Source organism: Arthrobacter sp. EM1 (assembly GCF_029964055.1).
Classification (GTDB): domain Bacteria; phylum Actinomycetota; class Actinomycetes; order Actinomycetales; family Micrococcaceae; genus Arthrobacter.
In genome coordinates, this window is sequence record NZ_CP124836.1 from 1,390,853 (window position 1) to 1,415,565 (window position 24,713).

The window sequence follows — 24,713 nt, forward strand, 5'->3', positions numbered from 1 at the left end:
AACAGGGAAGCGCCGGAGGATATATCCTCCGGCGCTTCCCTGTTCTTCGTCGCCCGGGCCCGGGTGCCGGACGGGTAGGCCTACCGTCCGAACAGCTTCGCGAAGAAGCCCTTGCCGGTCGACTTCTCCTGCTCGTGCCCGCGGCAACGCTGGGAGGCCGGAACCCCGCGCATCACCTGATCAACGTGCTGGCCGCAGCCCGCCCACGTCGTCTTCTGGCACTTCTTGCATGTCACGGCACGGCACATCTGGTAGCTCCCTTTAGTGGCTGTATGGTCCCATCAGGATACCCCGTGGGGTATTTTAGGAGGGAAAACCATCCCCCTGAAGCTGGAGGGGCAGTCCGGCGTGCCGGGGTGGGGGAGTCTTCGAAAGAGTAGCGTGTCGTGCCAAGGGGGAAGTCGTGGAAGAAATACTGATTGCAGGCGGGAAAGGCCGGCTCGGTGTCAGCGGGCCAGGGTTTCTTGACCTGTTCTGGATGCCCGGTTCACAGGTCGACTTTGACGACGCCATGAAATCCATCGAGAAGATGCAGGCCCTGAGCGCCGGCCGGGCGTTGCCTCTCCTGGTCGAAATCTCTGATGTGACCATGAGTGCCGCGGCGAGGGGCGCCTTTGAACGTGCCAAGGCCGTGTCTGCTGTGGCTATGGTGGGATCCACCGTCGTCGACACGGTTGTGGCCGCCGCCCTGGGACGGCACGGCTTCTGTCCTCACGCGTACTTCACCTCGCGCGCGGAGGCAACTGAATGGCTGGACAGTCTCGCCTCGTCACAGGGCAGTGGCCTGCGCCAGGCATAGCGTCTCCGCTCTCTGATGTGTCAGGGGTGCGAGGCGTCATCACGACGTCCGCCTCCGGCAGGAGGGTCCTCTTGATTCCCCTGCGTATCGGGAGGATTGTTGGCCCTGCGGAACGACGCAGTGCCGCGAAGACGCGGTTTCCATAGCGGGAGGCACGATGGCGGCAGGAATGGTTTTTCGGATTGTTGTCGGGGTCGACGGGTCGGACTCTTCTCTGGCAGCTCTTGACTGGGCCCTTGAAGAGGCGCGGCTGCGCTCAGGGGAGGTTTACGTTGTCACCGCCTGGCACTACCCCGTCATTGGTGACGCCGCCGGCAGGGCTGAGGACCATGAAGCATTCGGAGACAATGCCCGAAGTGTGCACGCTGATGCGCTGCGAAGGGCATCCGAAACCGGCGTTGAAGTCACGGGCGCAGTGACAGAGGGCCATCCCGCAGAGGTGCTCCTGAAGGCTGCAACCGGGGCAGATCTGCTGGTGGTCGGATCGCGCGGCCATGGCGGCTTCGCCGGAATGCTCCTGGGATCGGTATCCAGCCATGCCGTGCACCACGCCCATTGCCCGGTGCTGGTCGTCCGCAGCGGCGCGGATACAGACCAAGGCTGAGCGCAGGTGCCCGGGCCTCAGGGGCTCACCTCCGCGCAGGCAACCGAGCTGCTGGAAACCATCGGCCCCAACGCGGTTCCCCTGAAACATACCGGGCTCCCGGAACGCATCCTCAGGAAACTCTGGGCGCCCGTGCCCTGGATGCTGGAAGCCACAATTATTCTGGAGTTTGTCCTCGCCAAATGGCTCGACGCGACCATCATCCTGGCGGTCCTGACCCTGAACACCGTGATGGGAATTATCCAGGAGAGACGGGCCGAGGCGGCAGTGGAGCTGTTACGCACCCGGCTGGAAGTCAATGCCCGAGTGCTGCGTGACGGGACGTGGACGCTGATCCCTGCCTCCCGGGTGGTTCCCGGCGACGTCATCCACATCCGGGTCGGCGACTTCGTCCCCGCCGACCTCCTCCTGAACGCCGGGACGGTAATGGCGGATCAATCCGCTCTCACCGGGGAATCGCTGCCTGTTTCCCGGGGACCGGAGACAACCCTTTACTCCGGCGCCACAGTCGTCCGCGGGGAAGCCACCGGCACCGTGAGCGCCACCGGTGTCGCCACGTACTTCGGCAAGACCGCCGAACTGGTGGGCAGCTCCGCGCCAACAGCCCATCTCGAACACGTCGTGTTGCGGATCGTCAGGGTGTTCATTGCCGTGGACCTGGGGCTCGCGGTGGTCGGCACCACTCACCTGGCCGCAGTAGGGGCCCCGATCGCGGACGTCATCTCCTACGCCGTGATCCTGCTGCTGGCCTCGGTGCCGGTGGCCATGCCGGCGGCCTTCGCGCTGGCCGGCGCACTGGGGGCAAAGCATCTGGCCACGATGGGGATCCTGACCACCCGGCTGACGGCCCTGCAGGACGCTGCATCCATGAGCGTGCTCTGCATCGACAAGACAGGCACCCTGACCGAAAACCGGCTCGCGGTGAATGCCGTCTACCCGATCGGGGCCACGAACCGGGAAGAGGTCCTGCGGTGGGCCTCGGCGGCCTCCGATGCCTCCACGCAGGACCCCATCGATCTGGCGATTCTCGCCGCTGACGGGGCGGCACCCCAGGACCGGTCCAGCTTCACACCGTTTGATCCCTCGACCAAGCGGTCCCAGGCCACCGTGGTCAGCGGCGGCAGGAACATTGGTGTCGCCAAGGGGGCCCCGCATGTCATTGCGGCCATGGCAGGGGAACAGCCCCCGCAGGAGCTGGGCTTACTCGCCTCCGGCGGCGCTCGGGTGCTCGCCGTCGCCATCGACGACGGGAACGGAGCGTAGCGTCAGCTAGGACTGGTTGCCCTGGCCGACCGGATCCGGCCCGAAGCCGCTGGACTCCTGACGAGGCCCACGGGTCTGGGCATCCGCGTCATCATGGTCACCGGCGACAGCGCCGCGACCGCCGCAGCAGTTGCTGCCCAAGTAGGTCTGGAGGGAAGCGTGGTGCGGGTCGACGGACTCGCGGCCCTGGCCAGTGACAGCGGTTCGGCCTCCATTGTTGCGGAGGTCCTTCCCCAGGACAAGCACCGGATTGTGCAGATACTTCAGCAGTCGGGACACATCGTGGGAATGACCGGAGATGGCGTCAATGATGCCCCGGCGCTGCGCCAGGCCGAAGTCGGCATTGCCATGGAAGGGGCCACCGATGTGGCCAAGTCCGCAGCCGGGGTCGTCCTCGTCCGCGGCGGCCTGACCGACATTGTCGGCCTCATCGAGGAAAGCAGGAGCATCCACCAGCGCTCCCTGACCTATGCCCTCAACGTCAGCGTCAAGAAACTCGAAGTGCCGCTGCTGCTGACGGTCGGGGTGCTTGCCTTCGGGCAGCTGGTCTTCACACCCCTGCTGATGGCGTTACTGCTGCTGGCGAACGACATGGTGAGCATGATGATCACCACCGACAACGCGGCATATTCGCAGAAACCCAACACCTGGAAAGTGCGCAGGACCATCGCCGGGGCCCTCGTCGTCGCCACGCCGATGCTCGGATCTTCCCTGGCCCTGCTCTGGGCTTCCGGGCAGCTCTGGCCCGGAGGGGGCCTGGACCAGCTCCGCACGGTTATTTTCCGGACGCTGGTCTTCAGCAGCCAGATTACGACCTACGTCGTCCGCACCGCTTTACCACCGTGGAAGCGCCGGCCCTCCCGATTGCTGGTGGCTGCTTCCGTCCTGGACGCCGCGGCCGCGTCGGCGCTGGCACTGTGGGGGCTGATGATGGCACCGGTTCCCGCTGCCTTATTGCTGCTGATCCTCGCCGCGACCGCCGCGGGCGGATTCATCGCTGACCTGATGAAGGTACCCGCCTTCCGAAAGCTGAAGCTCCACGCCGGTTGAGCATCTGGGGCATTGCCGCGGGCCCAGGGTGCACCGGTTGTCCAGGCAGGGAAGCCTGGACGGGGTGGTAAACGGTGCGCCCCGTCAAGTCCTTGACGGCGATCCTCACCTTGACCTGGCTGTGGTTTCTAGCGTGCGGGTTTGTGGTCCGTGCCGCGCATCCGGACGGCCACGAGGATTCCCGACAGGGCGGTGAGGACACCCACGACGGCGACCGCCGCCGGGATGCCGTAGGCATCCGCGATGATTCCTGACAGCAGGGCGCCGACGGCGAAGCCGCCGTCACGCCAGAGCCGGTAGATCCCGACCGAGCGTGCCCGCCATTCCGGGTGCGCGACGTCGCCGATGGCCGCGAGCAGGGTGGGGTAGACCATGGCGGTGCCGGCGCCGAGCAGGACCGCGGCGGCCAGCCAGAATCCGAAACCGGTCCCGAAGGCGACCATTCCCAGTGCCACTGCCTGGACGAGCATGCCGCCGACAATCAGCCATTTCCGGCCGTATTTGTCCGACAGTGCTCCGGTGACGAGCTGGCCGGCGCCCCAGACGGCGGGGTACACGGCGGCGAGGATGCCGATCCTTTCGATGCTCAGTCCGGCGGCGGCGAACAGGACGGGGAAAAGGCCCCAGGCGAGGCCGTCATTGAGGTTGTTGACCATGCCGGCCTGGCTGACCGAGGAGAGGGATTTGTCCCGGAAGCTGGTCAGGGTGAAGATTTCCCGGTTGCTCAGTTCGGCGTGGGCGCCTGCGTGGGCGGAGGTGTGGTTGGCAGCTTCAAGTTTCGCGTGGCCCCGGGTTTCCTTCACGGAGAGGACCGAGAGGCCGAGTCCGAGTGCGATGTAGGCGGCGCCGAGCAGGAACGGTCCCGGGCGGAGCCCATAGTTCGCCGCGATGTAGCCGGTTGCGAGGGCGGTGCCGGCGACGCCGAGGTAGCCGGCGGCCTCGTTCAGGCCCATGGCCAGGCCCCGCCTGGAGGGGCCGACGAGGTCCATTTTCATCATCACGGTGGTGGACCAGGTGAGGCCCTGGCTGATGCCCAGGACGACGTTGGCCGCGACGATCCAGCCCCAGGACGGTCCGAAGATCAGCAGCAGTGGAACGGGAAGTGCGATGAGCCAGCCGGCCACGAGGACGGGCTTGCGGCCGTAGCGGTCCGAGAGCGTTCCGGCGAAATAGTTGGTTCCGGCCTTGGCCACGCCGAAGGCGAGGATGTAGGTCAGGGCGCTGGTGTAGAGGTCGAGGTGGAAGACCTGCCCGGCCAGCAGCGGGAGCACGGTGCGTTCCTGGCCCAGGGTGCCGCCGACGAGCGCATTAACGGCGACGAGGAGCATGAACTGGGCCAGGTTCTGCCGCAGGCCCAGCGAGATGGCCGCCCGCGTGCGTCGGGTTCCCCCGCGGGCTCCGCGGTCCTGCGGTGATGGGGCGCTACCGGGCGTCATTTGTTTACTCCACCTATTTTGGGACATGCGTTGGCGGCGGCCCGGTGTCCCGGACCGCCGCCAACGCATGTCAATCAATCACTTCAGATGGTGCCTGGATCAGTTGCTGGCGAGGGACCCCAGCGGCTGCCGGGCTTCCCAGGCGGCGTAGCTGCCGTCGAGTTCGACGACGTCGTAGCCGGCCCGGCGCAGCGCGCTGGCCGCGACGGAGTTCCGGACCCCGCTCTGGCAGTAGCTGACGATCGTGCCTTCGGTGGGGAGCTCGTTCAGGTTCCACATCACCCGTCCGCCGCTGAGCTGGTGGGAGCCGGGGATGTGTCCGGCTGCGTGCTCGGTGCGGTTGCGGACGTCCAGGACCATCGCGGCGTCGAAGCCGGCGAGCTCCTCGGCGGAGATGAGCTTCGGGGTGCTGGCCGGCAGGCCCGCGATGCTGGTGACGTACCCGGCGATCTTGTCGATGCCGACGCGGACCAGGTGGTCCCACATCTCCTGTGCGGAGGCCTGGTTCGGGGCCAGGAGCACCAGCGGGTTCTTGTCGGTTTCGGGGTTGACCACCCAGGCGCCGAAGCTGGCCGTGGACTTGCCGGCGGGGATGTTGAGGGAGCCGGCGACGGTCCCTTCGTGGACTTCGGTGTTGGAGCGGGTGTCGACGAAGGTCACGGTGTTCTCGGCGAGGCCGGCCACGACGTCGGCGGTGGCAAGTTCCTCAAGGGGTGCGCGTTCGCCCATGACGGCCGGGCCTTCACGGTTTTCGCGCTTCATCCGGCCAAAGTACGCGTGGGCGTCGGGCTGGCCGTCGAGGAGCTCGGCGACGAAGCCTTCCTCGTCGTTGGCCGCCAGGTACGGGCCCCACCAGGCATAGAGCCGCTCGTAGCCGACCGTGGAGGACGGAATCGCGCCCAGGGCCTTACCGCAGGCACTGCCCGCGCCATGGCCCGGGTGGACCTGAACATGGTCCGGAAGTGTCAGGAACTTATCGCGCAGGCTGGCGAAGAGCTGCTTGGCGCCGCCGAAGCGCGTGTCCACCCCGCCGGCAGCCTCGTCCAGCAGGTCAGGCCGGCCCAGGTCCCCGGAGAACACAAAGTCGCCGGAGAGCAGGTAGCCGGGGGCGTCGGCGAACGCGCCGTCGGTGATCAGGAAGGACAGGTGCTCCGGGGTGTGCCCGGGGGTGTGCAGGGCCTTGACCGTGATGTTGCCCAGGTTGATTACATCGTTGTCGTTGAGGCGCTCGGCCTCAAAGCGGTACTGCCAGTCCGCTCCACCCTCGCCGGAGACATAGGCGGTGGCGCCGGTCGCGGCGGCCAGTTCACGGGTCCCGGAAAGGAAGTCGGCGTGGATGTGGGTTTCGGTGACGGCCACGATCTTCATCCCGTTCGCTGCGGCGAGCTTGCGGTAGACCTCGATGTCGCGGCGGGGGTCAACGACGAGTGCTTCGCCCTTGGCCTGGCAGCCGATGAAATAGCTGGCCTGTGCGAGGTCTTCGTCGTAAATGCGCTCAATAAGCATGGGGCTCTCCTTCGTTGGGCGGTGGGGGAGTTTCCGTCAGGGATTCTCCGTTCCTCTAACTACAACGGTAATACCCCAGGGGGTATCTTGCAAATGGTCCGGTCGCGGCGGGATCCCGGAGACCGCTGCTAGCCGTTATACCCTCCGGGGTATAGAATTAGCAAAAGTACCCACCACCTTTGGAGTCCGTCATGGAACTTGATTCGACAAAACTCACCCCGATCATCAACCGGCTCAAGCGTGCCCAGGGACAGCTCGCCGGCGTCACGCGCATGCTGGAGGAAGGCAGGGACTGCAAGGACATCGTCACCCAGCTCGCCGCTGTCTCGAAGGCTTTGGACCGGGCCGGCTTCGCGATCATCGCCAGCGGCCTCGAGCAGTGCCTTGTCCGCGGGGACTCGAGCATGGACACCAAGGACCTGGAAAAACTCTTCCTGTCCCTCGCCTGAGGCACGCCGTCACCACCACGCATGTCCAGCTCACCCCGGCGGCGTCCAGCACGGTAGTTGTACCCGAGAAACGGAGAAGGACCATGGAATTTGTAGCCTTTATGCGCGGCACGTCCGGCAGGACTTTGCGGATAGCAGCCGGTCTGGTGCTGGCTGCGGTAGGAATTTTCGCCGCCGGCGGCCTGTGGGGCATTGTGCTGGCTGTCCTCGGCGCAGTCATGACCGCGGCTGGAGTGTTCAACTTTTGCCTGCTGGCACCGCTGTTCCACGCCGATCTGTGGGGCAGGCCGAAGCGCGCCAGCCACTAGCGCCGCTGGAAGCAGACGCCGGCGCACGAAGGAAGCGGGAGACCGTTTTTGCGCTCCCGGGCGAACGCGTCGAAGCCCGCGGTGAAGGCCCGGGCCATCAGATCGGCAGGGCTCGCGACGTCCGATCTGGTGCCGGAATCGGCGGCGGGCTCGCCGATATACCCTGGGGGGTATATCGTGGTAGGTATCACAAGGTTCGGACCACACGGAGTCGGCGTGGGACCGGCAGCGGAGGCGAAGACGCTCCCACTGCAGGCTACGCAGGTTTCGCGGCCCGGTCACAACCCGATATGTCCGGCGTCGGTGCTGAAGCGACGCTCGATTCCCAGAGAGGCGCCTTACCAATGTCTATGCACCACGAGATCCTGATAATCGGCGGCGGCAACGCGGGGCTGAGTGTTGCCGCCCGACTCCGCAATGCAGGGCGGACCGATATCGGTCTGATCGAACCAAGCGAGCAGCACTATTACCAGCCGCTGTGGACCCTGGTCGGCGGAGGCGTCGCCAGCCAGGAGGAAACGGTCCGTCCGCAGGCATCCGTCATGCCCCAGGGAGTTGCGTGGATCAAGGACGCCGCGACGGATATCGATCCTGAGAGCCGAAGTGTCGCACTTTCCTCCGGCGGATCCGTCACCTATGACTATCTGGTGGTCTGTCCCGGAATCCAGTTGGACTGGGACAAGATCCCCGGCATGGCCGAAGCCATGGAGTCCCCGGCGGCGTCCAGTAATTACCGGTTCGACCTGGCGCCCAAGACCTGGGACATGATCCGGAACCTGAAGTCCGGGACGGCTGTCTTCACCCAGCCCTCCGGACCGATTAAGTGTGCCGGTGCCCCGCAGAAAATCGCCTATCTGGCCGCCGACTACTGGCGTAAGCAGGGGGTGCTGGACGACATCCGGGTGGTCATGGTTCTGCCGACTCCCGGCATGTTCGGAGTCAAGGTCTTCGCCGATGAGCTCGAACGGGTGGTGGAAAAATACGGCATCGAGGTCCGCTTCAACAGCGAAGTGACTGAAGTGGACCCCGCCGCCGGCACAGTGGTGATCACGGACAACGCGGCAGATTCCAAGGAGTCCCTGCACTACGATCTGCTCCATGTCGTGCCGCCGCAGTCGGCCCCGGACTGGCTCAAGCGCACGCCACTGGCGGATCCGGCCAACCCCGCCGGCTACGTGGACGTGGACAAACACACCATGCGGCACAAGCGCTACCCGGAAATTTTTGCCCTGGGCGACGCCGGGTCCACGCCGAATTCGAAGACCGGAGCCGCGATCCGCAAACAGGCCCCGGTGCTGGTGAAGAACCTGCTGGCAGCCATGAACGGATCCCCGACGGCGGCCCAGTACAGCGGGTACGCTTCATGTCCGCTGACCACGGCGCGGGGAAAGATGCTGCTGGCCGAGTTCGACTACACCCTCCAGCCCGCCCCCAGCATCCCCTTCATCGACACCACCAAGGAGCGCAGCGACATGTGGCTGCTCAAGCGCTACGGACTGCCGTTTATGTACTGGAACCTGATCCTCAAGGGCCGCGCCTGAGACTCCCGAAGCATCAGCCCTGAAGACAGCACTCGTGGCCCGGGACAGTTCACCGTCCCGGGCCACGTGACTTGGTACCGGGATCGAGGACACGCGGAGCCGTATGTCCCGGCCGCGCTTGGATCCAATCTCTGAGCCCAAACACCGAGCGATACCGCGCGGACCATGATCGGCCCCCAAAACACGGTCCTGTCGTTCTGGGCTCAGGTAGCGGCCGCGCCGGCCGGATCGCAGAGAGTCGTCTCAGCGGGTGACTTTGTTCCCTGTTGCGTGCCCACATGAGGGGATTAGCTGGCGCTATGCCCCGGGTCTGGAAGCTGGGGAACCATCCGGGACGCTCCTGCTTTCACAGCATCTCCGGGTCGTTACGAAATTCCACAGGGTACTAAGCCCATGAGCTGGTGATCCTGCCGCTTCCCGAAAACCAGATCGCCGGAACCCGGCCCGTCGGTGGGGACGGAAAAATCGACGAGGCCGGTAGCCTGGGCGAGGCCTCGTCCACTTGTCCCGAAGGCGCCGGCCAGGGGATCCTGCCCCGGAGTGCCGGCTGGGTCAGTGTGGACCTTCCGCCGGGACGCTACGAACTGGTTTGCAACTTCCCCGGCCACTACGCCGCAGGCATGTAAGCACAGCTCACCGTCACCTGATACCCCGGAGGATGGCCGGAAGGCTCAGAAGACAAGCACTTCGCCTTGGTTCCGACGCCCCACAGTTCCTTTGGTGGGCCGGCCGCCCACGACGTCGAGCCAGTTCCCGGCCCTGAGACGGAAGACGCCGGCCGGCATGCCGAAACCGGTGGCGGCTTTGGCCCGGATCAGGGTGTCGCCGATGCCCACGCTGCAGTGCAGACGCGTCCGCTCCAGGACGGCGGCCTGCACCGCCGGGCGTAGGCTTCCGGGCTCTCTGTCTCGAAGCCTGGAAAGGCTTCATCCCACCCCAGCACCTGCACGGTGGCGCCGGGCTGTGCGCGCAAGGTAGCCATCACTGTTTCGGACGCCGCGAGGTAAGCCTCATGATCGGCCGGTACGATCACAGCGTCGGGCACTCTACGGGCCGCAATGCGTAAGGGCATTCCGGAACCCACACCGAACGCCCTGGCCTAGTAGGTTGCGGTCGAAACCACGGCCCGGTCCATGGGACCGCCTCGGCCGCCGACAATGATCGGCTTGCCCGCAAGCGGAGGCGGCGAACGGTGTCCCGCGACGGCGAAGCATTTCCTTGCGCCTAACCGCCGCCCGATGTCGGTGCCGTCGCTATCATTCCCGGATTGGAGCATGACTCCGGCGAGTGCGCGGAAACGGGGTTGTGAGAGTCGCGGCCGGTCATGCAGCTCTCGACGATTGCGGCCATGAAAGGGAGGAACGGAGGTGAAATGACTATGAAAAGCCTGGCGACCGACAGCCCTGCGGTGTCTGCCCCAGAGCCCGCACTAAGCGAGGGCATGACCAGGTTGCTGCCGCTCGTGGAGTCCTACGGCTTGTTCAACTTTTTCAAGACAGAGAGCTGCCGCGCCCTGTCAATGCGGGGTGCGGCACTTTGGGAGGCTTGGCGGGGAGAAGTGGGGGTGTGGACAGTGTCCACACTTTGGGTGAGGGACCGGGCCGTACCGGGGTCGGACCGGGCCGGATTGGCAATGTTTTCGGGGGAGTGGCGGATTTTCAGGGGCTGGAACCCGGTTCGAGTCCCACCTCGGGCACAGTGTTTCCGCAGGTCAGGGGCTTTTGAGTGTTTTCTCGTGTGCACATTGTGCACACTCCAGCCTCTGATCTGATGTTCCGGGTGTGCGGGTTCCCGAATAGACATGTTCGGTTGTGTGGGGGAGCGGCGGACTACGGTCGGCCGGTTGCCTCCATGCGGGGTCTCTGCTGGGGGTTCATCCTCGATCATCCTTCCCTTGGGGTTTTCGCGTTTACCACTTCATGGTGGGCAGAGCCGCGTACAACATGATTTGCTGATTGTTCTTTGGATCTGGCCAGGGTTGCGGCTAGTCCGGATTTTCCGCTCAGCTACCTGTTCATGCAGGACTGCGAGGGGAACGGCATGACATGGAATATGATCAGGCGCCCTGGAGACCATGAGCCCCCACTGGCCGATCGCCGACCAGCAGCCTGGCGCCACACGGGCGCAGATCGAGTTCGCCCGCCGCTGGCGGGACATGCCAAAGGTGGTGTTCTCGTCGACGATCAGCACGGTCGACTGGAACACCCGCCTGGTCACCGGCGACGCGATGACCGAGATCACCCAGCTCAGGGCCGACGACGCCGCCTCCATGCACATCGGCGGTGCTACACCCGTCGCGGCGGCCATGCGCGCCGTGCTGATCGACGAGTACGCGATCGTCACCCATCCGGTGCTGATCGGCGGCAGCACGCCGTTCTTCACGGCCCTGGACAACAGGGTGAACCTGAGCTTGGTGGAGACCCAGACGCTTTTCAACGGCGTAGTCCCTGCCGCGTACGAGACTCGGCGCTGAGTGCCCGGCGTCGAATCAGCGCGCGGGCTCGGGCCTCCAAGGATCTTTGGCGCTGTGTGTTCCGAGGCGATCGTGACGTTCCTGCCAGATTTTGTTCTTCACCGCAGACGATCAGCCCGAAATGGGATCCCCACCGCGACAAGATTTTTGCAGGCATCCCGGAGATCTAGCGGAATGATAGCGCGAGACCGAGCATGACGATGGCGAGTCTTGGAAACAGCCAGGTAGTTACCTGAACGCTTGCCCCGTGCCTTGTCCGGTGCTGTCACTCCTTCGACAGTTGAGCGAGTACTCGGACACCTGCGACGAACTCTTCAGGGCTCAGGCGGAAACGGCTGCCACGAGGTAGTTTCTTTCCTCCACGGAGGTCTTCGTACTTGAAATCGATGAGACTCGAAGGAACAAGGCGTGGCCTAGTGCGGTTGACCCAGGGCCATCGCTCCGGGTCCTCGCCCTCCCGGTAAGCAGCCCATTCGACGTAGTCCTCCGGCAGAAGCTCCGGATCTGTTGTCACTTCGACTATGACGTAGCAGTCCTTGGTCCCTGTCGCGCAGATGAAGACGAGATCGCCGGTCTTGATAGAGGGTTCTCCGATCCATTTGTCTCCCCGCTTTGAACCAGGGTTCGCAAATCTCCACTCTTGCCGCCAATGGTCTAAGACCGGAGCGCCGTCCTCAACCTTCACCCAGAGAGATCGCTCCGGTTCCCGAGCATCGGCAAGGAGCCGTTCGATGTCAAGAAGCGCTGAGTCTTCGTCCTGGTTCTTTACCCCCGGAGCGGGCTTCGGTAGCTTCTTGGCTTGCACTGCCAAGTCGTCGAGATCGCTCTTCGATACTGATCGGGAAGGCCAGGCGTTGATCATTTTCCGGGCCTCCTCAAGTTGATCCGTATGCAGCTCGACACCAAGCTCGCGGTTCGCATTCACCGAGCTGCCCAGCCCAGCCCCGGTGAGGTTGGCGGAACCGAGCATCCCTCGGCTCCCCAAGATGAAGCACTTAGCGTGAAGGCGGTCTACGTGGCGAACCTCGACTCCCGCGTCGAGCATGAGCACCATTCCCTGGATGGAGAGGAACGCGCTCGCTACGGCGAGCGGATCCAGCATTGTGTAGAGGGTCCATGAGCGGGATGATCCGATCGCCGCGTCGGCGATGCTCCTGCATACGTCATAGGAGAGGTAAGGGCTCGTGAGGACGACGTCGCCGTCGGGATCCGAAAGGGCTGACTGCAGCCACTCCGAGGCAGTGTCGAGTACACGGGGTTGAGAGGTCATACAACCAGCCTAATTAGGTCGTCCGACATGTCTTGGAACTGGAACAATGGAAGAGCGCCTCATCTGGGAGGATGGGGCGCTCTTCATACATTGCAGTGTTGGTCGTCCGTGACGAACCGGACTTACTTCAACGTGTAGGTGACCTTGCCGATCTTGTCCATGCCGAGGTTCTCCGACGCGACGAGATCCACCGGAGTGGTCACATCATCAAGCTCATAGGCGACAGCGTTTTCAACGGTTCCGCCATTCTTGATTTTCGCGGTTTGACTTTCAAGGAAGCGCGGATCTGGAAGGGAACCAACGTTGAGCTTGTTTTCCCTGTTGGGGTTGTTGTCTTGGTACGCCGTGATATCAAAGATGAAGTCCATCGGGCTTACCTCTTTGTCGCTCAGATTTGTGGTCTGGTACCAGAAGGCGATAACGGGTTTCTTCCCGTACTCGTTGCCTGCAGCCCCGACTGGGATGACCTTGTGGTCCGTGATAGCGATCTTCAATTTCGAAGTGGTGAGAACGCCGTCCTTGAAGGATGACTCACTCTTCGGAGCTGAAGCCGGAGCCGACTGGCTCGGTTTCGGTGTTACCGTGCTTTCCGACTGGTTGCTCGCCGCCGTTGTTCCAGAACATGCGCTGAGCGCTAGAACAACCGATGTGCATGCGAGCACGACAAAGGACTTCTTCATTTAATACTTCTTCCCCCAAGCTTGCATCGCAAGCAGCTAGTGACAACCCTGAATTCTATCCGAAAGTCAGCACTTGAGCGTGATTCCTAAGGATCGGCGCGGTCGTGGCGAGTGCATGAATCGGCCGAAAGGGACGGTGTGGATGGACAACGACCCGCTCGCCGTGGGTCTAGCCCTGCAGCACCTGCCCGGAATTTCCCGGATACGTCTCAAAGTCGAAGAGCAGCTTAGTCTCTGGGTCCGTGTCGTCCGTGAACGAAAGTCGCCTGGGCCCACATCGGGGGCGGCTCTGGGCATCACTCGTCAGTCGGCGTGGGAGAGACTCAAGGAACATCTGTGATCGCAGGGGCGTCGGCGGCCGACCGCGCCAGGTCTGACCACGACGACGACGGTCCGGTGGTTGCCCGGGTGAGGCCGTGGGCGACTCGGCAGGAGTCGGTGCCGGCTCGTCCACGTTTTTTCACAAGCTCGAGGCGCTGAAATTGTTGGCTGGGTCCTGGGCCCTCACAAGTCGGTCATGTCCTCCGCCGCCGGACAAGCGATGAAACTGCGAGAAAGATCACCGGCGAATGGAAAGAGGAGAGGAGATGCATGTGGGTCCGAAATTTGTGTTCGAGTATCACGTCCGGACGAAATCGGCACCAGGATCTCCTGGCGAGCTGGGCGCCGGTCAGAGGCCCAATATCTCAGCCATTTCTGGCGTCTCCGGATGGTCGCCGCAGGGCAAAAGAGAGGGTGTGCACAATGTGCACACCCTGGGCTTCGGACCTGGTCGTACCGGTGCCGGACTGGGCCGGATTCCGTATGTTTGGGCGGGAGCCCAGTGTTTGCAACTGCTGGAACCCGGTTCGAGTCCCACCTCGGGCACAGTGTTTCCTCAGGTCAGAGGCTTTTTTGGTGTTTTTTCGTGTGGACAGTGTCCACACTCTTGCCTCTGATCTGATGTTCCGGGTGTGTGGGTTCCCGGAAACGTCCTATTCGGTTGTGGGGGGGACCGGCTGACTACGGCGGACCGGGTACCGCCCTGCGGGGTCTCTTCGGGGTGTTCATCCTCGTTCGTCCTTCCGTTGGGTTTTCGCGTTCACTACTTCATGGTGGCCAGGGCCGCGTACGACATGATTTGCTGATTATTCTTTAGATCGACCTTGGGTTTGCGGCCGGTCCGGGTCTTCCGCTCTGACACCAGTTCATGCAGGACTGCGGGGGGAACAGCATGACAAGGCAACCGATCAGGAGCTGATCATGAGCTCGCTGAGCCTGGCCAGGCAGCAGGCGGGCCAGCCTCGGGGCGAGTTGCAGGAACCGGTGGACCCTGCTGCCATGGTCCTCCCACCAGTTCACCCGCCACCGGAGCCATCATTGTCCCCGTCATCGCCGCATCCGGCTTCTGGGTATCCGGCGTCGCTGTCCTCGCCGTTTTGGGGGTGGGAGCCGGCCCCCGAATCCAAAGCCAGCACCCCCGATGATCTCTGCCTCCTCCGTCGTTAACGCATGCTGGGCAGGCAGCGCGGCGACGACCCAGACCGGATCTTGATCGATCACCTGTGCGATCGGGGCGGTCGTTCGTGGATACTCGGGCATATCAGATCAGGAGTCCCGCCGTGGTGTTGAACCTACCGTTTAGCCCAAGAAACCGCCCCAGACGGCGAGGTGGGTTTTGCCGGTGCCGTGAGGTCCGAGAAGGACCACGTTTTTGGCCTCGAAGAGGAACACCCGGTGCCCAGGTAGGCGATAAGCTTCCGGTCCGCGGAGGGCTGGTGGTCGAAGTTGAACTCCTCGAGGTCCTTGTGCGCGGGGAACCTCGCGGCCTTGATCCGAGTCGCCGCTCCGGAGGCTTCGCATTCGGAGGCTTCGCATTCGGAGACTTCACGGGAGAGGACAGCTGCCAGGTACTCCTCATGGGACCAGCCGGCGTCCCGGGCCGGGTCTCCGAGACGACGCAACCCATCGCTCATTCGGGGTGGGCGCAGGGCCCCGGGCGTAGTACTTGATCTATGAGCGGAAGTCCCGTATTCCGCCCGGATCGCGGCGACCTTCGCCCTGAACAGCGACGCGGAACCAGACCAACCCACCCGCTCCGCGAGCGTCGCAGCCGGCATCGTCGGCGTCTTCACTAACAGCTCCCGCACCCTGGAGGCAAACGCATCAAAACTCGACACTCCTGCCGCCCGCCGGTACTTCGGCGCCCGGGCCGACTCCAGCGCCCGCTCCACCGTTCCGCGGGACCCCCCACGCTCCTGCCGATCTCACGCTTCGAGTGCTTACCCGCTGAAGACAGATGGCGTATCTCCGCCCAATCATCCAAATTGATCACCTTCCATAATGGTCGGTGGCCTTGTTTTCAGTTGGCATTTCTGGCCCTATTTTCGGTTGGCGTTAACATCCTCGGCATAATCCGAGGGAAGTATCAGGCCGGTAAGTTCGGCGCCGTCCCGGGTCCGGGCCCAGATACCCATTTCCAAAGCGTCCAGTGCCAGATCGGTGTAGAGGCTGATGGCCACCTGCCAGCCGACGACTCTGTGGGAGAAGACGTCGATGACGAACGCCGCGTAGACCCGGCCGGCGAACGTGCGGACATACGTGATGTCTGCGACCCACAGCCGGTTCGGCGCTGTCGCTTGGAACCGGCGTTCGACCAGGTCCGCGGGCCTGCCGGTCTCCGGTGCCGGCTTCGTGGTGCGCGGGCCCCTTGGACCGCGAGATCCCGCGCAGGCCCTTCTGGCGCATCAGCCGCTCGGCGGTGCAGCGCGCCGCTGGGATGTCCTGCCGGTGCAGCTCCTTGTGGATCTTCCGGACTCCGTAGACATCGTAGTTCTGAGCGTGGACGCGCTCGATCTTTCCCCTCAGTTCCCGGTCGCTGACTGCTCTGGCGGACTCCGGCCGGGAACGGCGGGCGTAGTACGTGCTCGGGGCGATCTGCAGCGCCTTGCAGATCGGCAGCCGTGAACCTGGGGCTGCTGCTTGAGGGGCAGGATGATCCGGCCGGTGCCCGGAACGCCTACCAGATTGCCATCGACAGCGGCGATGAGGATGTCGCTCCCTTTGCGGAGCTCCTTTTGGGAGAGTATTGCACGGACGGGGATCTGCAGGCTCGACTTGACCACCGCAAGCGTGCAGCAGCCTCGGGCAACCCCGAAGTGCTCATGAGCATCGCCGAGCTATATCTCGCAGGCGGAGCCGTTCCGCTAGCCCGGCAATTGCTCCTGAAAGCTGTCAAAGCAGGCAGTACCATTGCCGCTGACTGCCTGCTGCTGTTCCCTCAAGACGCCGCCGACGCCGTCGATGAACGCGCTTCGCGCCGTCGCGGCCTCCGCTGATGCTGGCAACACGGACAGCATGAACATGCTCGGTCTGCATGCTAGGGAGGGCGGAGATCTCGATCACGCCCGGGTATGGTGGACCAGATCTGCCGCGCAAAACGATATGATCGCTCCACTGCTGCTTTCGCCCGGGTCCCGGGCAGAAGGGACGCGTGGAGAGGCAGATGCTCCGGTAACGCCCGCAACCACAGACTTCGATTGATCCGTGGGCTAGCGGGTCCCCATCGAGGTCCGAGGTTCTGATCTTTGAAGTAGAGGTGGGCTGCCAGACGACGTCCCGCAAGACCGTTCGATGGATAGTCCGGTGAAGGGGCCTGCACGTAACACTTTGGGGCGGCACCCAGAAGTGTCCCACGTAGCCCGCGACGAACGGTGCGTTGCCAGGCGCGGTTACCCAGGCCGCCGGTGCCCGGAAGCGTACGCGCCGTGCAAGGTGGGAACCACACAACAACCCCGGTGGGCTTTACCCTCAAAAGTTGCACTCGTGGCGCTCATCTCCGTTGGTCACGCAATGATGCTCACGAAGTGGCTGAATTCGAAGAATGCTTCTTCCGGGGCCCCACCCATCAGGACATATACGATATCCGAAATAGCTCGATCATCTAGGTCGCGGTTGCGCCGTTACTTATAGGCTCGGGCCGTTCTTACCTCGTTCAGTCCCTACTGGCCATTGACACCTGCTGCTGTTGCCATCGTGCGGGACTCTCTGGCGTTCACGGCACCGTTGCCCGTGGTGACGGCTGCGCTGGGGTGGGTGCCTTCGCTGCGGGCTGCTGCGAGGCGGCCGCGGATCTGGTTTCCCTTTTCCTTTAAGAACGTTCATTCCCGGTTTAGACCGCCGTCGGTGCCTCGATCATCTTCGGTGGATCAAGGCTAAGCTCCCGCGCGGATCCAGCCCTGGAAATCGAAGGGCGGACCGTCCATGGTTTGCTGGTTGACGTAGAGGAAGCCGTCCGTCCCAATGCCCAGCATCGCCAACACGTTGTTGGCCTGAAGCACGACTGCGGGTACACCCATCAGGGAGCAGGGCAGCTCGGTCCAGAGTCCGGCAAAGGTGCCGTCATCTTCCTGCAGGTCGAAGTACTCCGTGCTCGGATCTGCGCGGGTGGCCAGAACCAGGCGGCCGTCCGGTGCCGGCCTCGTCAGCACCGTGGTCTGCCCCTGCCCCGCCGGACCGCCCAGGTCCGACACGATGGGATCCCAGCCGCCATTCACGGCGGCCTGGAGCGACGCCAGCACGTGGCCGTCCTGTGGATTTCTGTAGAACACCCGCAACAGGGAGTCACGCCCCTTTGCTGCCTGCGGGGCCCCCGCGGCGGCCCTCGAGGGAAACGCCGGGTCATGCTCCAGCGGCCCGTTCGCGACGGGCTGGAACCAGTGCTCCACGCCGTCGCCGTTGCTGGCAAATAACTCGATGCGGCCGTCGGCTGTCACAACGGCCGCGGCGGGCTCGTTGATCAGGTCCGTTCCGCCGTCGACGTCCTGCCAGTCGGAAAAGTTGAGGTTGGGCCCATTTTGGGCAATGGTGCTCATTCCGCCACTGGGATTGCGCGCGAAAACCTGCATCCTGCCGTCCCGGTTGCTGGCGACGGTGGGGGTGCCTGTGGCCGCCGATCCGGTGCCGTCGGGGCTGCCCAAGTTGACCCAGTCGGAGAATGCGAGGTCGGGTCCGGTCTGGAACGCCGTGGTGATGTCTCCGGTGTCGATCCGGAATGCAAACACCTCAAGCCGGCCGTCGGCATTGTGCCCCACTGCCAGGTGCGGAGCGACGGGACCACCCCCAAGTTCTTTGGGCCCTTCCCACAGACAACTGATCGGGTCCTGGTGCCACGCCATGACCTGACTGTCCAGGACGGCGAACGCGCGAGGCGTGCCCAGCCCGTCGCGGGCCGCCCACACGCTTCCGGAGGGCCACCGGTAGTACCTCGACGAGGTCCAGCCGAGGTCATGGGCTTGCGGGTCCGATGCCGCGTATGTTGCGAAGATGGAGGCCTTCTCTGCGGATCGCTGCCCGGTCAGGTTGGGCTGCGAACCGGCGATACTGTAGCAGCGGTAGTTGACCAGCGCCGCGTGCTGGCAACTGTCCGGGCCGTGGTAGTCGGCCACCGCCTCGGCCACGAACTGTGCCGTTGCTATGTGGTCCCGGTGATCGTCGGCGGCCCGCGGGTCCGGGCACGGATCCTGCGCCCGGATGATGGTGGGCTGGAAAATCTCCATGAGGGACGTCAGAGTACTGATGAGTTCCGCCCGAGTATACGTCAGGCTGTTGGCGACCGGTCCCCCCGTGGGCACGATCGTTGGTTGTGAAGCGGACTCCCCGCGGAACAACTTCCCCAAGGCGTCCAGATGATTGGCGTCTCCTCCGTCGGGAAGGCACAGGAAGACCAGCTGGACCAGGCCGGGCGCATCGGTGAGCGTGTCGATCTCAATCGGACGGCCATCGACGTCCATGCTGGACCGGTCCCAGTGGTCCGGGACTCCGGCCATGAGCGCATAGGCGGCTCGTTCACCGTTCTGGCGGTCTGCCGCGTATTCCTCCCTCGTGCGGTTCGCCAGCCCATCGAACTCGCCAGCGGTAAGGAACGCGGTGCAGTGCGGCAGCCCGGAGGCGATCCAGTCGCTGATATCAGGGTTCTGGAACAGCAGGTCGTCGTCCTCATGGGCAACGAAGCTCAGAGAACTCGCCAGGACTGTGGGCACAGGGCCGCGTAGCGCCCGAAGTCCTGCAGCGGTAGCGGTCCGGACAGGGCGTATGTGCCTGCGTGCTGCGCGGAACGCAAGCAGGTTGTACTGGGCGGCGACATCCCTGGCGGCATCGCGAGACCGCCTCACGTCACGCAGGGGCTCCCGGGCGTCCGCCGCGTCCAGGACACGCGAGCCATCCTCGCGTCCGGAAACTGCCTCGACCCCGATGCGCGACATCATGCACTTACCGAGGGGCGCTGCGGTGCGAAGACTTGTCCGGGTTGACCGGTGAATCGATTCCGTGCCATTACCAAACCTCCAGGTCCTTTGCCGACTGTCAGCGATGGTCGAAAATTGAGCCATGTCGCGGGCGGAAAAGTGAGCCACGTTGATGTTGGTTATTCTGCCTGATTTTCCGGTCTTGTCGAGGGCAGGGAGTCTTTCTGTGCATGTTTGAGTCGGTAGCTGGAGCCTTTGAGGGTGATGACTACGGCGTGGTGGACGATGCGATCGATCATTGCGGAGGTGACGACCTGGTCTCCGAACACGTCTCCCCAGCGGGCGAAGGGCAGGTTCGAGGTCAGGATCAGGGACGCTTGTTCGTAGCGTGATGAGACGAGCTGGAAGAACAGGTTCGCGGCGTCCTGCTCGAACGGGATGTAGCCGACTTCGTCGATCTATGCGGATGTCCGCATAGATCGGTCTATGCCGAGCCCGCGACTATGCCGAGGTGTCCGCCAGGTCGGGCTGGTGTGCGGGGTCCGGGCCGGTCGCGGGTCGGCATAGTTACAGGCTCTCGAGGAACGCGAGGATCTTGTCGGGTGGGTGGTATCGGCCAGGGCTGGCGGATGCCGGGGTGGTGAGGGCGAGGGCTTTCTCCTTGATGGTGATGTCGGCGTGGACGTAGGCGTCGGTGGAACGGACTCCGGCGTGGCCGAGCCAGAGGGCGATCACCGAGGTGTCGACCCCGGCTTGGAGCAAGGTCATCGCGCAGCTGTGACGAAACACGTGAGGGTGGATTTTCTTGCCCGATAGCGACGGACATGTTCGGGCAGCGGTCGCTGCGTGGGTGCTGACCCGCAGCGCGACGGCGTCGCGGCTGAGCCGCCGCCCGGTGCGGGTCGGGAACACTGGCTCGTGGGGTTTTCCGGCTCGTTCGGCCAGCCAGGAACGCAGCAGTCCTTCGACGGGAGTGGTGATTGGAACGGCGCGTTGTTTGCGTCCTTTGCCTTCGCATCGGACGTTCGCGCCGGCGCCCAGCGTGACATCGGTGCAGTTCAGGCCTGTGAGTTCGGAGACCCGCAGTCCGGTCTGGATGGCGAGGAGCATCAGGGCCCTGTCGCGCCGTCCTTCCCATCTGGACTGGTCCGGGGCCGCGACGAGGGCGTCGATCTCGGGTGCGGGCAGGAATGTCACTGTGCGCTTGTCGAACCGCTTCGGCGGGATGGCGAGGACACGCTGGATCAGCAGCGCATGCTCGGGATGACGCAACGCGGCGTAGGAGAAAAGTGAGCGGATGGCTGTCAGGCGGACGTTGCGGGTTCTGACGCTGTTGTGCCGTTCATTCTCCAAGTGGGTAAGGAATCCTGAGATTGTGGTCGCGTTCAGGTCGTCCCAGTCCAGTTGTGATGGCGACTTGCCGGTCCGTGCGTGGATGAACTCCAGGAGCAGCTTCAGGGCGTCGCGGTAGGCGGCGATGGTCCGCGGGCTGGCTTGGCGCTGTTGGGTGAGCCGGTCGGTGAAGAACATCTGCAGTGTGGGTGCGATCAGCGTCATGATCGCACCGCCGTCCAGCCGGTATTCTGGCGTGCCGCGGCCAGGGCGAGCAGTTCCGGCGCAGCCGAAAGATACCAGTAGGTGGATGCCGGTTCGCGGTGGCCGAGGTAGGTCGATAGCCATGGGAGTTTCGCCTGCACGTCCTCGCCGGTGCGATACCAGCCGAGCAGGGTTCGGACCGCGAACGTGTGCCGGAGATCGTGAAGCCGCGGAGCCGAGGGTGCCCCGGTCCCGATACCGGCGGCATCGACCAGATGCCGGAATGTCGGGCATACGGCCGCGTAGCAGAGGCGTTTGTGCGTCTGGGACACGAAGAAGCTTGGCTCCTTCGGTCGGGGTTCGAGCTCGTCGCGGAGTTGGGCGTAGGCGCTCAGTGCTTCCATGGCAGTGCTGTGGAGTGGAACCAGCCGGGATTTGCCGAATTTGGATTCGCGGATCAGCAGCACGCTCCCGGTCCAGTCGATGTCGCTGCGGTCAAGCTTGATTGCCTCGCCGATCCGCAGACCACCCGCTGCCAGCAGGCCAACCAGGGTCTCGTAGGTCGCGGCCCGCAGCGGCGATCGGATCAAGACGCGGGCCTGGTTCATCAGTGCCTCGATGTCGGCTGTGGAGTAGATGAACGGTCGGCGCCATCTTTGCCGGTGCGGCATCAGACCCAGCGGCGGGATCTCCGTGCCGGGGTAAATGCCGGTCAGGTAGCGGGCGAACCCGCGGGCTGCCGTCATCCGTCGCGGCCCCACGGTCGTCGGCTGGCCTGTCGGGGATTGCTGCGCCCAGTCCAGTGCCGCTTCTATGGTCACCGTGGACGCTCCGCGGGTGTCCAGAAAAGCCACGAAGCCTGGCAGCAACCAACGGGCCTCGGCCATTTCGTGTCCGAGCGAACGACGCAGTTGCAGGTAACCCGCGAGATCCTGCTCCAACGCACTCACCGCAGAAGCCCCGGCCACGGCTGGGCCACCTGGCGCAGCGCGACCAAATCAACCTTGGCATAGAGGGCGGTCGTGGCCAGATCCTGATGGCGCAGGACCTGGCTGATCGCCATCAGGCCGGCGCCCTGGCGGAGGAGTTCACCGGCCAGGGCGTGCCTCAGCCCGTGCGGTCCGACGTCGGGCAGGCCTGCACGTTTGCAGGCCCGCTCGACAACATCGCCAACCAGATCAGCGCGGATCGGCCCGCGGGGTGCCCGGCAGGTCAGGAATACATGGACGGCATCCGCAGGATTCCGACCAGAGCAGAGGTAGGCTACCAGCGCTTCGCCGACCTCGGCCGGCAACGGCAACCGGTCTTGCCTGCGCGCTTTGCCCCGGACCATGAGTTCCCCGGACCGCCAGTCCACGTCCCGCAATTCCATGCGTGCGACCTCGACGGACCGTAACCCCAACCGCGACACCAGCATCACGATCGCGAAGTCCCTGACCCCAACCAGCGTGCTGCGGTCAACGCTGTCGAGCAAAAGCTGCACGTCCGCCGCGGACAACCCGGCAGGGGGCAGAGCCGCGAAGCGCCATCCACCCACCGCAGGAACCGACGCACCCAGACTCAACCCGGTCATGTCATGCAGATAGAGGAAGCGCAGGATCGAACGCAGCTCGGCCACCCGTCCCTTCGCCGACCCCGCAGACACCCGGGCGAATTCCCGCAGCAGGAACGCATTGATGTCCGCCCCGGTCAGAGCCTCCGGAGCGAACACGCCACCGACAGAAGACTCCTGAAGGAAGCGCCGGGCAGTGTTCTCATAACGAAGCACAGTGGTCAGCGCCAGCCCCCGCTCCTGGATCATCCACGACCGGTACGAGCCCAGAAGCGCACCCAACGGTGTCACCAAAGGCGCTCTTACGGGGACGGCGCCCGACTCCCGCAGGTAGCTCATCAGCGGAACCAGAGCACGGGGACCTGGGCTCCCGCTCCGGCCAGCGTTTCGCCGGGCAGATTGGAACTCGGCCGCGCGTTCCTCGTTCAGATCCTCAGTGTTGAGCCCCTCGGCAGAAAGCCAGAGCCCGACCTGGCCTAAATCCTTCAACATGTTCCGGACCGTGCCCGGCGTGTAACCCCGCCGCGTCAACCACTCCCGGTAACCCTCGACGTGCGGCCACAGCTGGCCAGCTTTCCTTCTCGTTCCCGACACTGCACTTCGCCTCCTTCACGGAAGCACGGTTGCTCCCATGAACAGGCTCCACCCCCGGGGACTATGCCGATACGAGAACGTCCATCACGGCCTGAAACGCCCCACCATCAACGGCTTTACCGGCCACCACCGAATGCCTCGGCATAGTCACGGGCTCGGCATAGATCGACGATGATCAGTCCGTAGCGGCGCAGCCGGACCAGTTCCTGTGGGAGGGCAGGATGGCGTGACCGTCACGGTGTGACCACGGCTTGGCATCAGAGTTCCCGTGCGCCTTCGACGGCGAGGCCGACGCCGAAAGCTGTCAGCACTCCTCCGCTGCCGCGGAAGAGCAGGTTCTTGACCCGGGGGCCTTTGACGAGTGGTCGCGAGGCGCTGAACACGAGTGCGTAGGCGATGCTCGACGCGAATCCGACCACGGCGAATGTGAGCCCGTAGACGGCTACACCCAAGGGGGTGGGGTGAATCGGGAGGAACGGTGGGATGACCGTCGTGAAGATGAGGAGCGTTTTCGGATTTGACAGCTCGGACAGCGCTCCTTCGGCATATCCCCGCCGTGCCGGGCCCCGCGCGTCGAGCGTCGCCGTCTCGTCATCGGCCACGCCGTGTCCGCGGCTGAGGAGGAGTCGGAGCCCGAGGTAGATCAGGTACGCCGCCGCGAGGAACCGAAGCGCCTCGAAGGCCGGACGGTAGGCGACCAGCAACGCGGTCAGGCCGGCGATCGAGGCCGTCACCCATACGAGGTCGCTCGAAAACACTCCGGCCGCCGTGATGAGTGCTCCTCGTCTGCCGCGGATGACGGCGTTCTTCATGATGAGCACGATCGCCGGCCCGGGATCACGGTCAGGACGACGGCGATGGCTAGGAACGAGAAGTACGCGACGGGTATCCCCGGATTCTACTCGGCAACCCGTTGTGCGGGTCTGCCCGATCGACGATCGCTTGGCGGGCACTCGACGGCCGCTGACGAGGCGGTGATTCTGGCTGCGGTGTTCGTCAAATCGCAGAACGGCCCTTGGTCCGATGGCTCGTTCTTTACTGGCTCCACGATGGTCGGGTCTGCCTTTTCTGGTGCCTCAGCTGCCGTGGATCCCACCGGAGGGCACCTATCTGGCCTGGCTCAATTGCGGGCAGCTCGCCATTCCACTCATCACCGCGGCGAGCACGACGTTCGGGGTCGCCACCGACGTCGACGGGCCTGCGAAACTGTTCCACGACAAGGCGCGGGTCGCGCTCAACTCCGGGCACATTTTCGGTTCCGGAGGAGACGGGTATGTGCGTCTCAACTTCGCGACCTCAAGCGCCATCCTCACTCTCGCCCTGACCCGGATGGGAGAGGCAGCCACCGCGCAAGACTGACGACGGTCAAGTGCCGTGGACGCCTCGTACGGATCAGCGTGTGCGCTACTTCCAAGCCTCGGGCTCAAG

The 24,713-nt window shown here is 64.4% G+C and carries 22 protein-coding genes and 4 pseudogenes; 11 read left to right on the top strand and 15 right to left on the bottom strand.

The features are described from left to right. Window positions 1–80: 80 nt before the first annotated feature. Complete coding sequence (locus tag QI450_RS06355; RefSeq protein WP_168709239.1) at window positions 81–236, bottom strand: hypothetical protein; 156 nt, start codon at window positions 234–236, stop codon at window positions 81–83. 167 nt (window positions 237–403) lie between these two features. Here QI450_RS06355 and QI450_RS06360 point away from each other — a divergent pair, with 167 nt between their 5' ends. The 4 genes from QI450_RS06360 to QI450_RS06375 all read left to right on the top strand — a co-directional run bounded on the left by QI450_RS06360 (window position 404) and on the right by QI450_RS06375 (window position 3,716). Then, on the top strand, window positions 404–799 hold the full coding sequence (locus tag QI450_RS06360; RefSeq protein WP_226776155.1) for an STAS/SEC14 domain-containing protein: 396 nt from the start codon (window positions 404–406) through the stop codon (window positions 797–799). Window positions 800–968: 169 nt separating this feature from the next. Next, the gene (locus QI450_RS06365; RefSeq protein ID WP_226776156.1) at window positions 969–1,403 is read left to right on the top strand and encodes a universal stress protein; all 435 of its coding nucleotides are present in this window, start codon (window positions 969–971) and stop codon (window positions 1,401–1,403) included. A gap of 6 nt (window positions 1,404–1,409) precedes the next feature. Beyond that, entirely contained in the window at window positions 1,410–2,666 is a 1,257-nt protein-coding gene (locus QI450_RS06370; RefSeq protein ID WP_226776157.1) for an HAD-IC family P-type ATPase, read from the top strand. A gap of 12 nt (window positions 2,667–2,678) precedes the next feature. Further along, window positions 2,679–3,716 carry an HAD-IC family P-type ATPase gene (locus QI450_RS06375; protein ID WP_256447043.1) on the top strand — a complete coding sequence of 346 codons (1,038 nt, stop codon included), beginning with the start codon at window positions 2,679–2,681 and terminating at the stop codon, window positions 3,714–3,716. Window positions 3,717–3,844: 128 nt separating this feature from the next. On the opposite strand, the gene QI450_RS06380 is transcribed toward QI450_RS06375, so the two are convergent. Further along, the gene (locus tag QI450_RS06380; RefSeq protein WP_226776168.1) at window positions 3,845–5,044 is read right to left on the bottom strand and encodes an MFS transporter; all 1,200 of its coding nucleotides are present in this window, start codon (window positions 5,042–5,044) and stop codon (window positions 3,845–3,847) included. Window positions 5,045–5,251: 207 nt separating this feature from the next. Next, on the bottom strand, window positions 5,252–6,658 hold the full coding sequence (locus tag QI450_RS06385) for an MBL fold metallo-hydrolase (protein WP_226776158.1): 1,407 nt from the start codon (window positions 6,656–6,658) through the stop codon (window positions 5,252–5,254). A 191-nt stretch (window positions 6,659–6,849) separates the two neighbouring features. On the opposite strand from QI450_RS06385, the gene QI450_RS06390 reads away from it, so the two are divergent. The 4 genes from QI450_RS06390 to QI450_RS06405 all read left to right on the top strand — a co-directional run bounded on the left by QI450_RS06390 (window position 6,850) and on the right by QI450_RS06405 (window position 9,582). Further along, window positions 6,850–7,107, top strand: coding sequence for a metal-sensitive transcriptional regulator (locus tag QI450_RS06390; protein WP_226776159.1), 258 nt, complete (start codon window positions 6,850–6,852; stop codon window positions 7,105–7,107). Window positions 7,108–7,190: 83 nt separating this feature from the next. Next, complete coding sequence (locus QI450_RS06395) at window positions 7,191–7,415, top strand: DUF2892 domain-containing protein (protein WP_226776160.1); 225 nt, start codon at window positions 7,191–7,193, stop codon at window positions 7,413–7,415. A 344-nt stretch (window positions 7,416–7,759) separates the two neighbouring features. After that, entirely contained in the window at window positions 7,760–8,956 is a 1,197-nt protein-coding gene (locus tag QI450_RS06400; RefSeq protein WP_226776161.1) for an FAD/NAD(P)-binding oxidoreductase, read from the top strand. A 401-nt stretch (window positions 8,957–9,357) separates the two neighbouring features. Continuing rightward, window positions 9,358–9,582 carry a hypothetical protein gene (locus tag QI450_RS06405; RefSeq protein WP_226776162.1) on the top strand — a complete coding sequence of 75 codons (225 nt, stop codon included), beginning with the start codon at window positions 9,358–9,360 and terminating at the stop codon, window positions 9,580–9,582. Window positions 9,583–9,647: 65 nt separating this feature from the next. On the opposite strand, the pseudogene QI450_RS06410 reads toward QI450_RS06405, so the two are convergent. Next, window positions 9,648–10,133 (bottom strand): annotated as a pseudogene (locus tag QI450_RS06410) (DNA polymerase IV); the annotation flags it as partial. Between the two features lie 891 nt (window positions 10,134–11,024). Here QI450_RS06410 and QI450_RS06415 point away from each other — a divergent pair. Further along, a pseudogene (locus QI450_RS06415) lies at window positions 11,025–11,429 on the top strand (dihydrofolate reductase family protein); the annotation flags it as partial. 265 nt (window positions 11,430–11,694) lie between these two features. Here QI450_RS06415 and QI450_RS06420 read toward each other — a convergent pair. From QI450_RS06420 to QI450_RS06435, 5 genes and pseudogenes are all read right to left on the bottom strand, one after another. Then, the gene (locus tag QI450_RS06420; protein WP_226776163.1) at window positions 11,695–12,699 is read right to left on the bottom strand and encodes a hypothetical protein; all 1,005 of its coding nucleotides are present in this window, start codon (window positions 12,697–12,699) and stop codon (window positions 11,695–11,697) included. Between the two features lie 122 nt (window positions 12,700–12,821). After that, window positions 12,822–13,379, bottom strand: a complete 558-nt coding sequence (locus tag QI450_RS06425; protein WP_226776164.1) for a DUF5067 domain-containing protein — start codon at window positions 13,377–13,379, stop codon at window positions 12,822–12,824. 1,620 nt (window positions 13,380–14,999) lie between these two features. After that, the gene (locus QI450_RS06430; RefSeq protein ID WP_348994534.1) at window positions 15,000–15,236 is read right to left on the bottom strand and encodes an ATP-binding protein; all 237 of its coding nucleotides are present in this window, start codon (window positions 15,234–15,236) and stop codon (window positions 15,000–15,002) included. Next, window positions 15,158–15,478: pseudogene (locus QI450_RS18100) on the bottom strand (hypothetical protein); the annotation flags it as partial. The gene QI450_RS06430 and the pseudogene QI450_RS18100, both read right to left, overlap by 79 nt. 261 nt (window positions 15,479–15,739) lie before the next feature. Next, the gene (locus QI450_RS06435; protein WP_226776169.1) at window positions 15,740–16,018 is read right to left on the bottom strand and encodes a DDE-type integrase/transposase/recombinase; all 279 of its coding nucleotides are present in this window, start codon (window positions 16,016–16,018) and stop codon (window positions 15,740–15,742) included. Window positions 16,019–16,321: 303 nt separating this feature from the next. Here QI450_RS06435 and QI450_RS06440 point away from each other — a divergent pair, with 303 nt between their 5' ends. After that, the gene (locus tag QI450_RS06440) at window positions 16,322–16,696 is read left to right on the top strand and encodes a hypothetical protein (protein ID WP_226776165.1); all 375 of its coding nucleotides are present in this window, start codon (window positions 16,322–16,324) and stop codon (window positions 16,694–16,696) included. Window positions 16,697–17,572: 876 nt separating this feature from the next. On the opposite strand, the gene QI450_RS06445 is transcribed toward QI450_RS06440, so the two are convergent. From QI450_RS06445 to QI450_RS06470, 6 genes and pseudogenes are all read right to left on the bottom strand, one after another. After that, window positions 17,573–19,624 (bottom strand): PIG-L family deacetylase, encoded by a 2,052-nt coding sequence (locus tag QI450_RS06445; protein ID WP_226776166.1) that lies wholly within the window; start codon window positions 19,622–19,624, stop codon window positions 17,573–17,575. Between the two features lie 158 nt (window positions 19,625–19,782). Continuing rightward, window positions 19,783–20,061, bottom strand: a pseudogene (locus QI450_RS06450) (ATP-binding protein); the annotation flags it as partial. 109 nt (window positions 20,062–20,170) lie between these two features. Further along, the gene (locus QI450_RS06455) at window positions 20,171–21,160 is read right to left on the bottom strand and encodes a tyrosine-type recombinase/integrase (RefSeq protein WP_226774390.1); all 990 of its coding nucleotides are present in this window, start codon (window positions 21,158–21,160) and stop codon (window positions 20,171–20,173) included. Next, window positions 21,157–22,089 (bottom strand): tyrosine-type recombinase/integrase, encoded by a 933-nt coding sequence (locus QI450_RS06460; RefSeq protein ID WP_226774389.1) that lies wholly within the window; start codon window positions 22,087–22,089, stop codon window positions 21,157–21,159. Before QI450_RS06460 ends, QI450_RS06455 begins: the two co-directional genes overlap by 4 nt. After that, window positions 22,086–22,940, bottom strand: coding sequence for a tyrosine-type recombinase/integrase (locus QI450_RS06465; RefSeq protein WP_226774388.1), 855 nt, complete (start codon window positions 22,938–22,940; stop codon window positions 22,086–22,088). The genes QI450_RS06460 and QI450_RS06465 overlap by 4 nt, the downstream gene beginning before the upstream one ends. A 602-nt stretch (window positions 22,941–23,542) precedes the next feature. Continuing rightward, window positions 23,543–24,238 carry a LysE family translocator gene (locus tag QI450_RS06470; RefSeq protein WP_282361112.1) on the bottom strand — a complete coding sequence of 232 codons (696 nt, stop codon included), beginning with the start codon at window positions 24,236–24,238 and terminating at the stop codon, window positions 23,543–23,545. Between the two features lie 118 nt (window positions 24,239–24,356). Here QI450_RS06470 and QI450_RS06475 point away from each other — a divergent pair, with 118 nt between their 5' ends. Then, entirely contained in the window at window positions 24,357–24,644 is a 288-nt protein-coding gene (locus QI450_RS06475; RefSeq protein WP_226773786.1) for a hypothetical protein, read from the top strand. Window positions 24,645–24,713: the final 69 nt, after the last annotated feature.

Excerpts from the sequence above, each read along its gene's own strand:
- QI450_RS06365 (WP_226776156.1), top strand. The coding sequence starts at position 969 with ATGGTTTTTCGGATTGTTGTCGGGGTCGACGGGTCGGACTCTTCTCTG.
- QI450_RS06380 (WP_226776168.1), bottom strand. The coding sequence starts at position 5,044 with ATGCTCCTCGTCGCCGTTAATGCGCTCGTCGGCGGCACCCTGGGCCAG.
- QI450_RS06385 (WP_226776158.1), bottom strand. The coding sequence starts at position 6,658 with ATGCTTATTGAGCGCATTTACGACGAAGACCTCGCACAGGCCAGCTAT.
- QI450_RS06390 (WP_226776159.1), top strand. The coding sequence starts at position 6,850 with ATGGAACTTGATTCGACAAAACTCACCCCGATCATCAACCGGCTCAAG.
- QI450_RS06395 (WP_226776160.1), top strand. The coding sequence starts at position 7,191 with ATGGAATTTGTAGCCTTTATGCGCGGCACGTCCGGCAGGACTTTGCGG.
- QI450_RS06400 (WP_226776161.1), top strand. The coding sequence starts at position 7,760 with ATGTCTATGCACCACGAGATCCTGATAATCGGCGGCGGCAACGCGGGG.
- QI450_RS06420 (WP_226776163.1), bottom strand. The coding sequence starts at position 12,699 with ATGACCTCTCAACCCCGTGTACTCGACACTGCCTCGGAGTGGCTGCAG.
- QI450_RS06425 (WP_226776164.1), bottom strand. The coding sequence starts at position 13,379 with ATGAAGAAGTCCTTTGTCGTGCTCGCATGCACATCGGTTGTTCTAGCG.
- QI450_RS06430 (WP_348994534.1), bottom strand. The coding sequence starts at position 15,236 with ATGCGAAGCCTCCGAATGCGAAGCCTCCGGAGCGGCGACTCGGATCAA.
- QI450_RS06445 (WP_226776166.1), bottom strand. The coding sequence starts at position 19,624 with ATGATGTCGCGCATCGGGGTCGAGGCAGTTTCCGGACGCGAGGATGGC.
- QI450_RS06455 (WP_226774390.1), bottom strand. The coding sequence starts at position 21,160 with ATGACGCTGATCGCACCCACACTGCAGATGTTCTTCACCGACCGGCTC.
- QI450_RS06465 (WP_226774388.1), bottom strand. The coding sequence starts at position 22,940 with ATGATCCAGGAGCGGGGGCTGGCGCTGACCACTGTGCTTCGTTATGAG.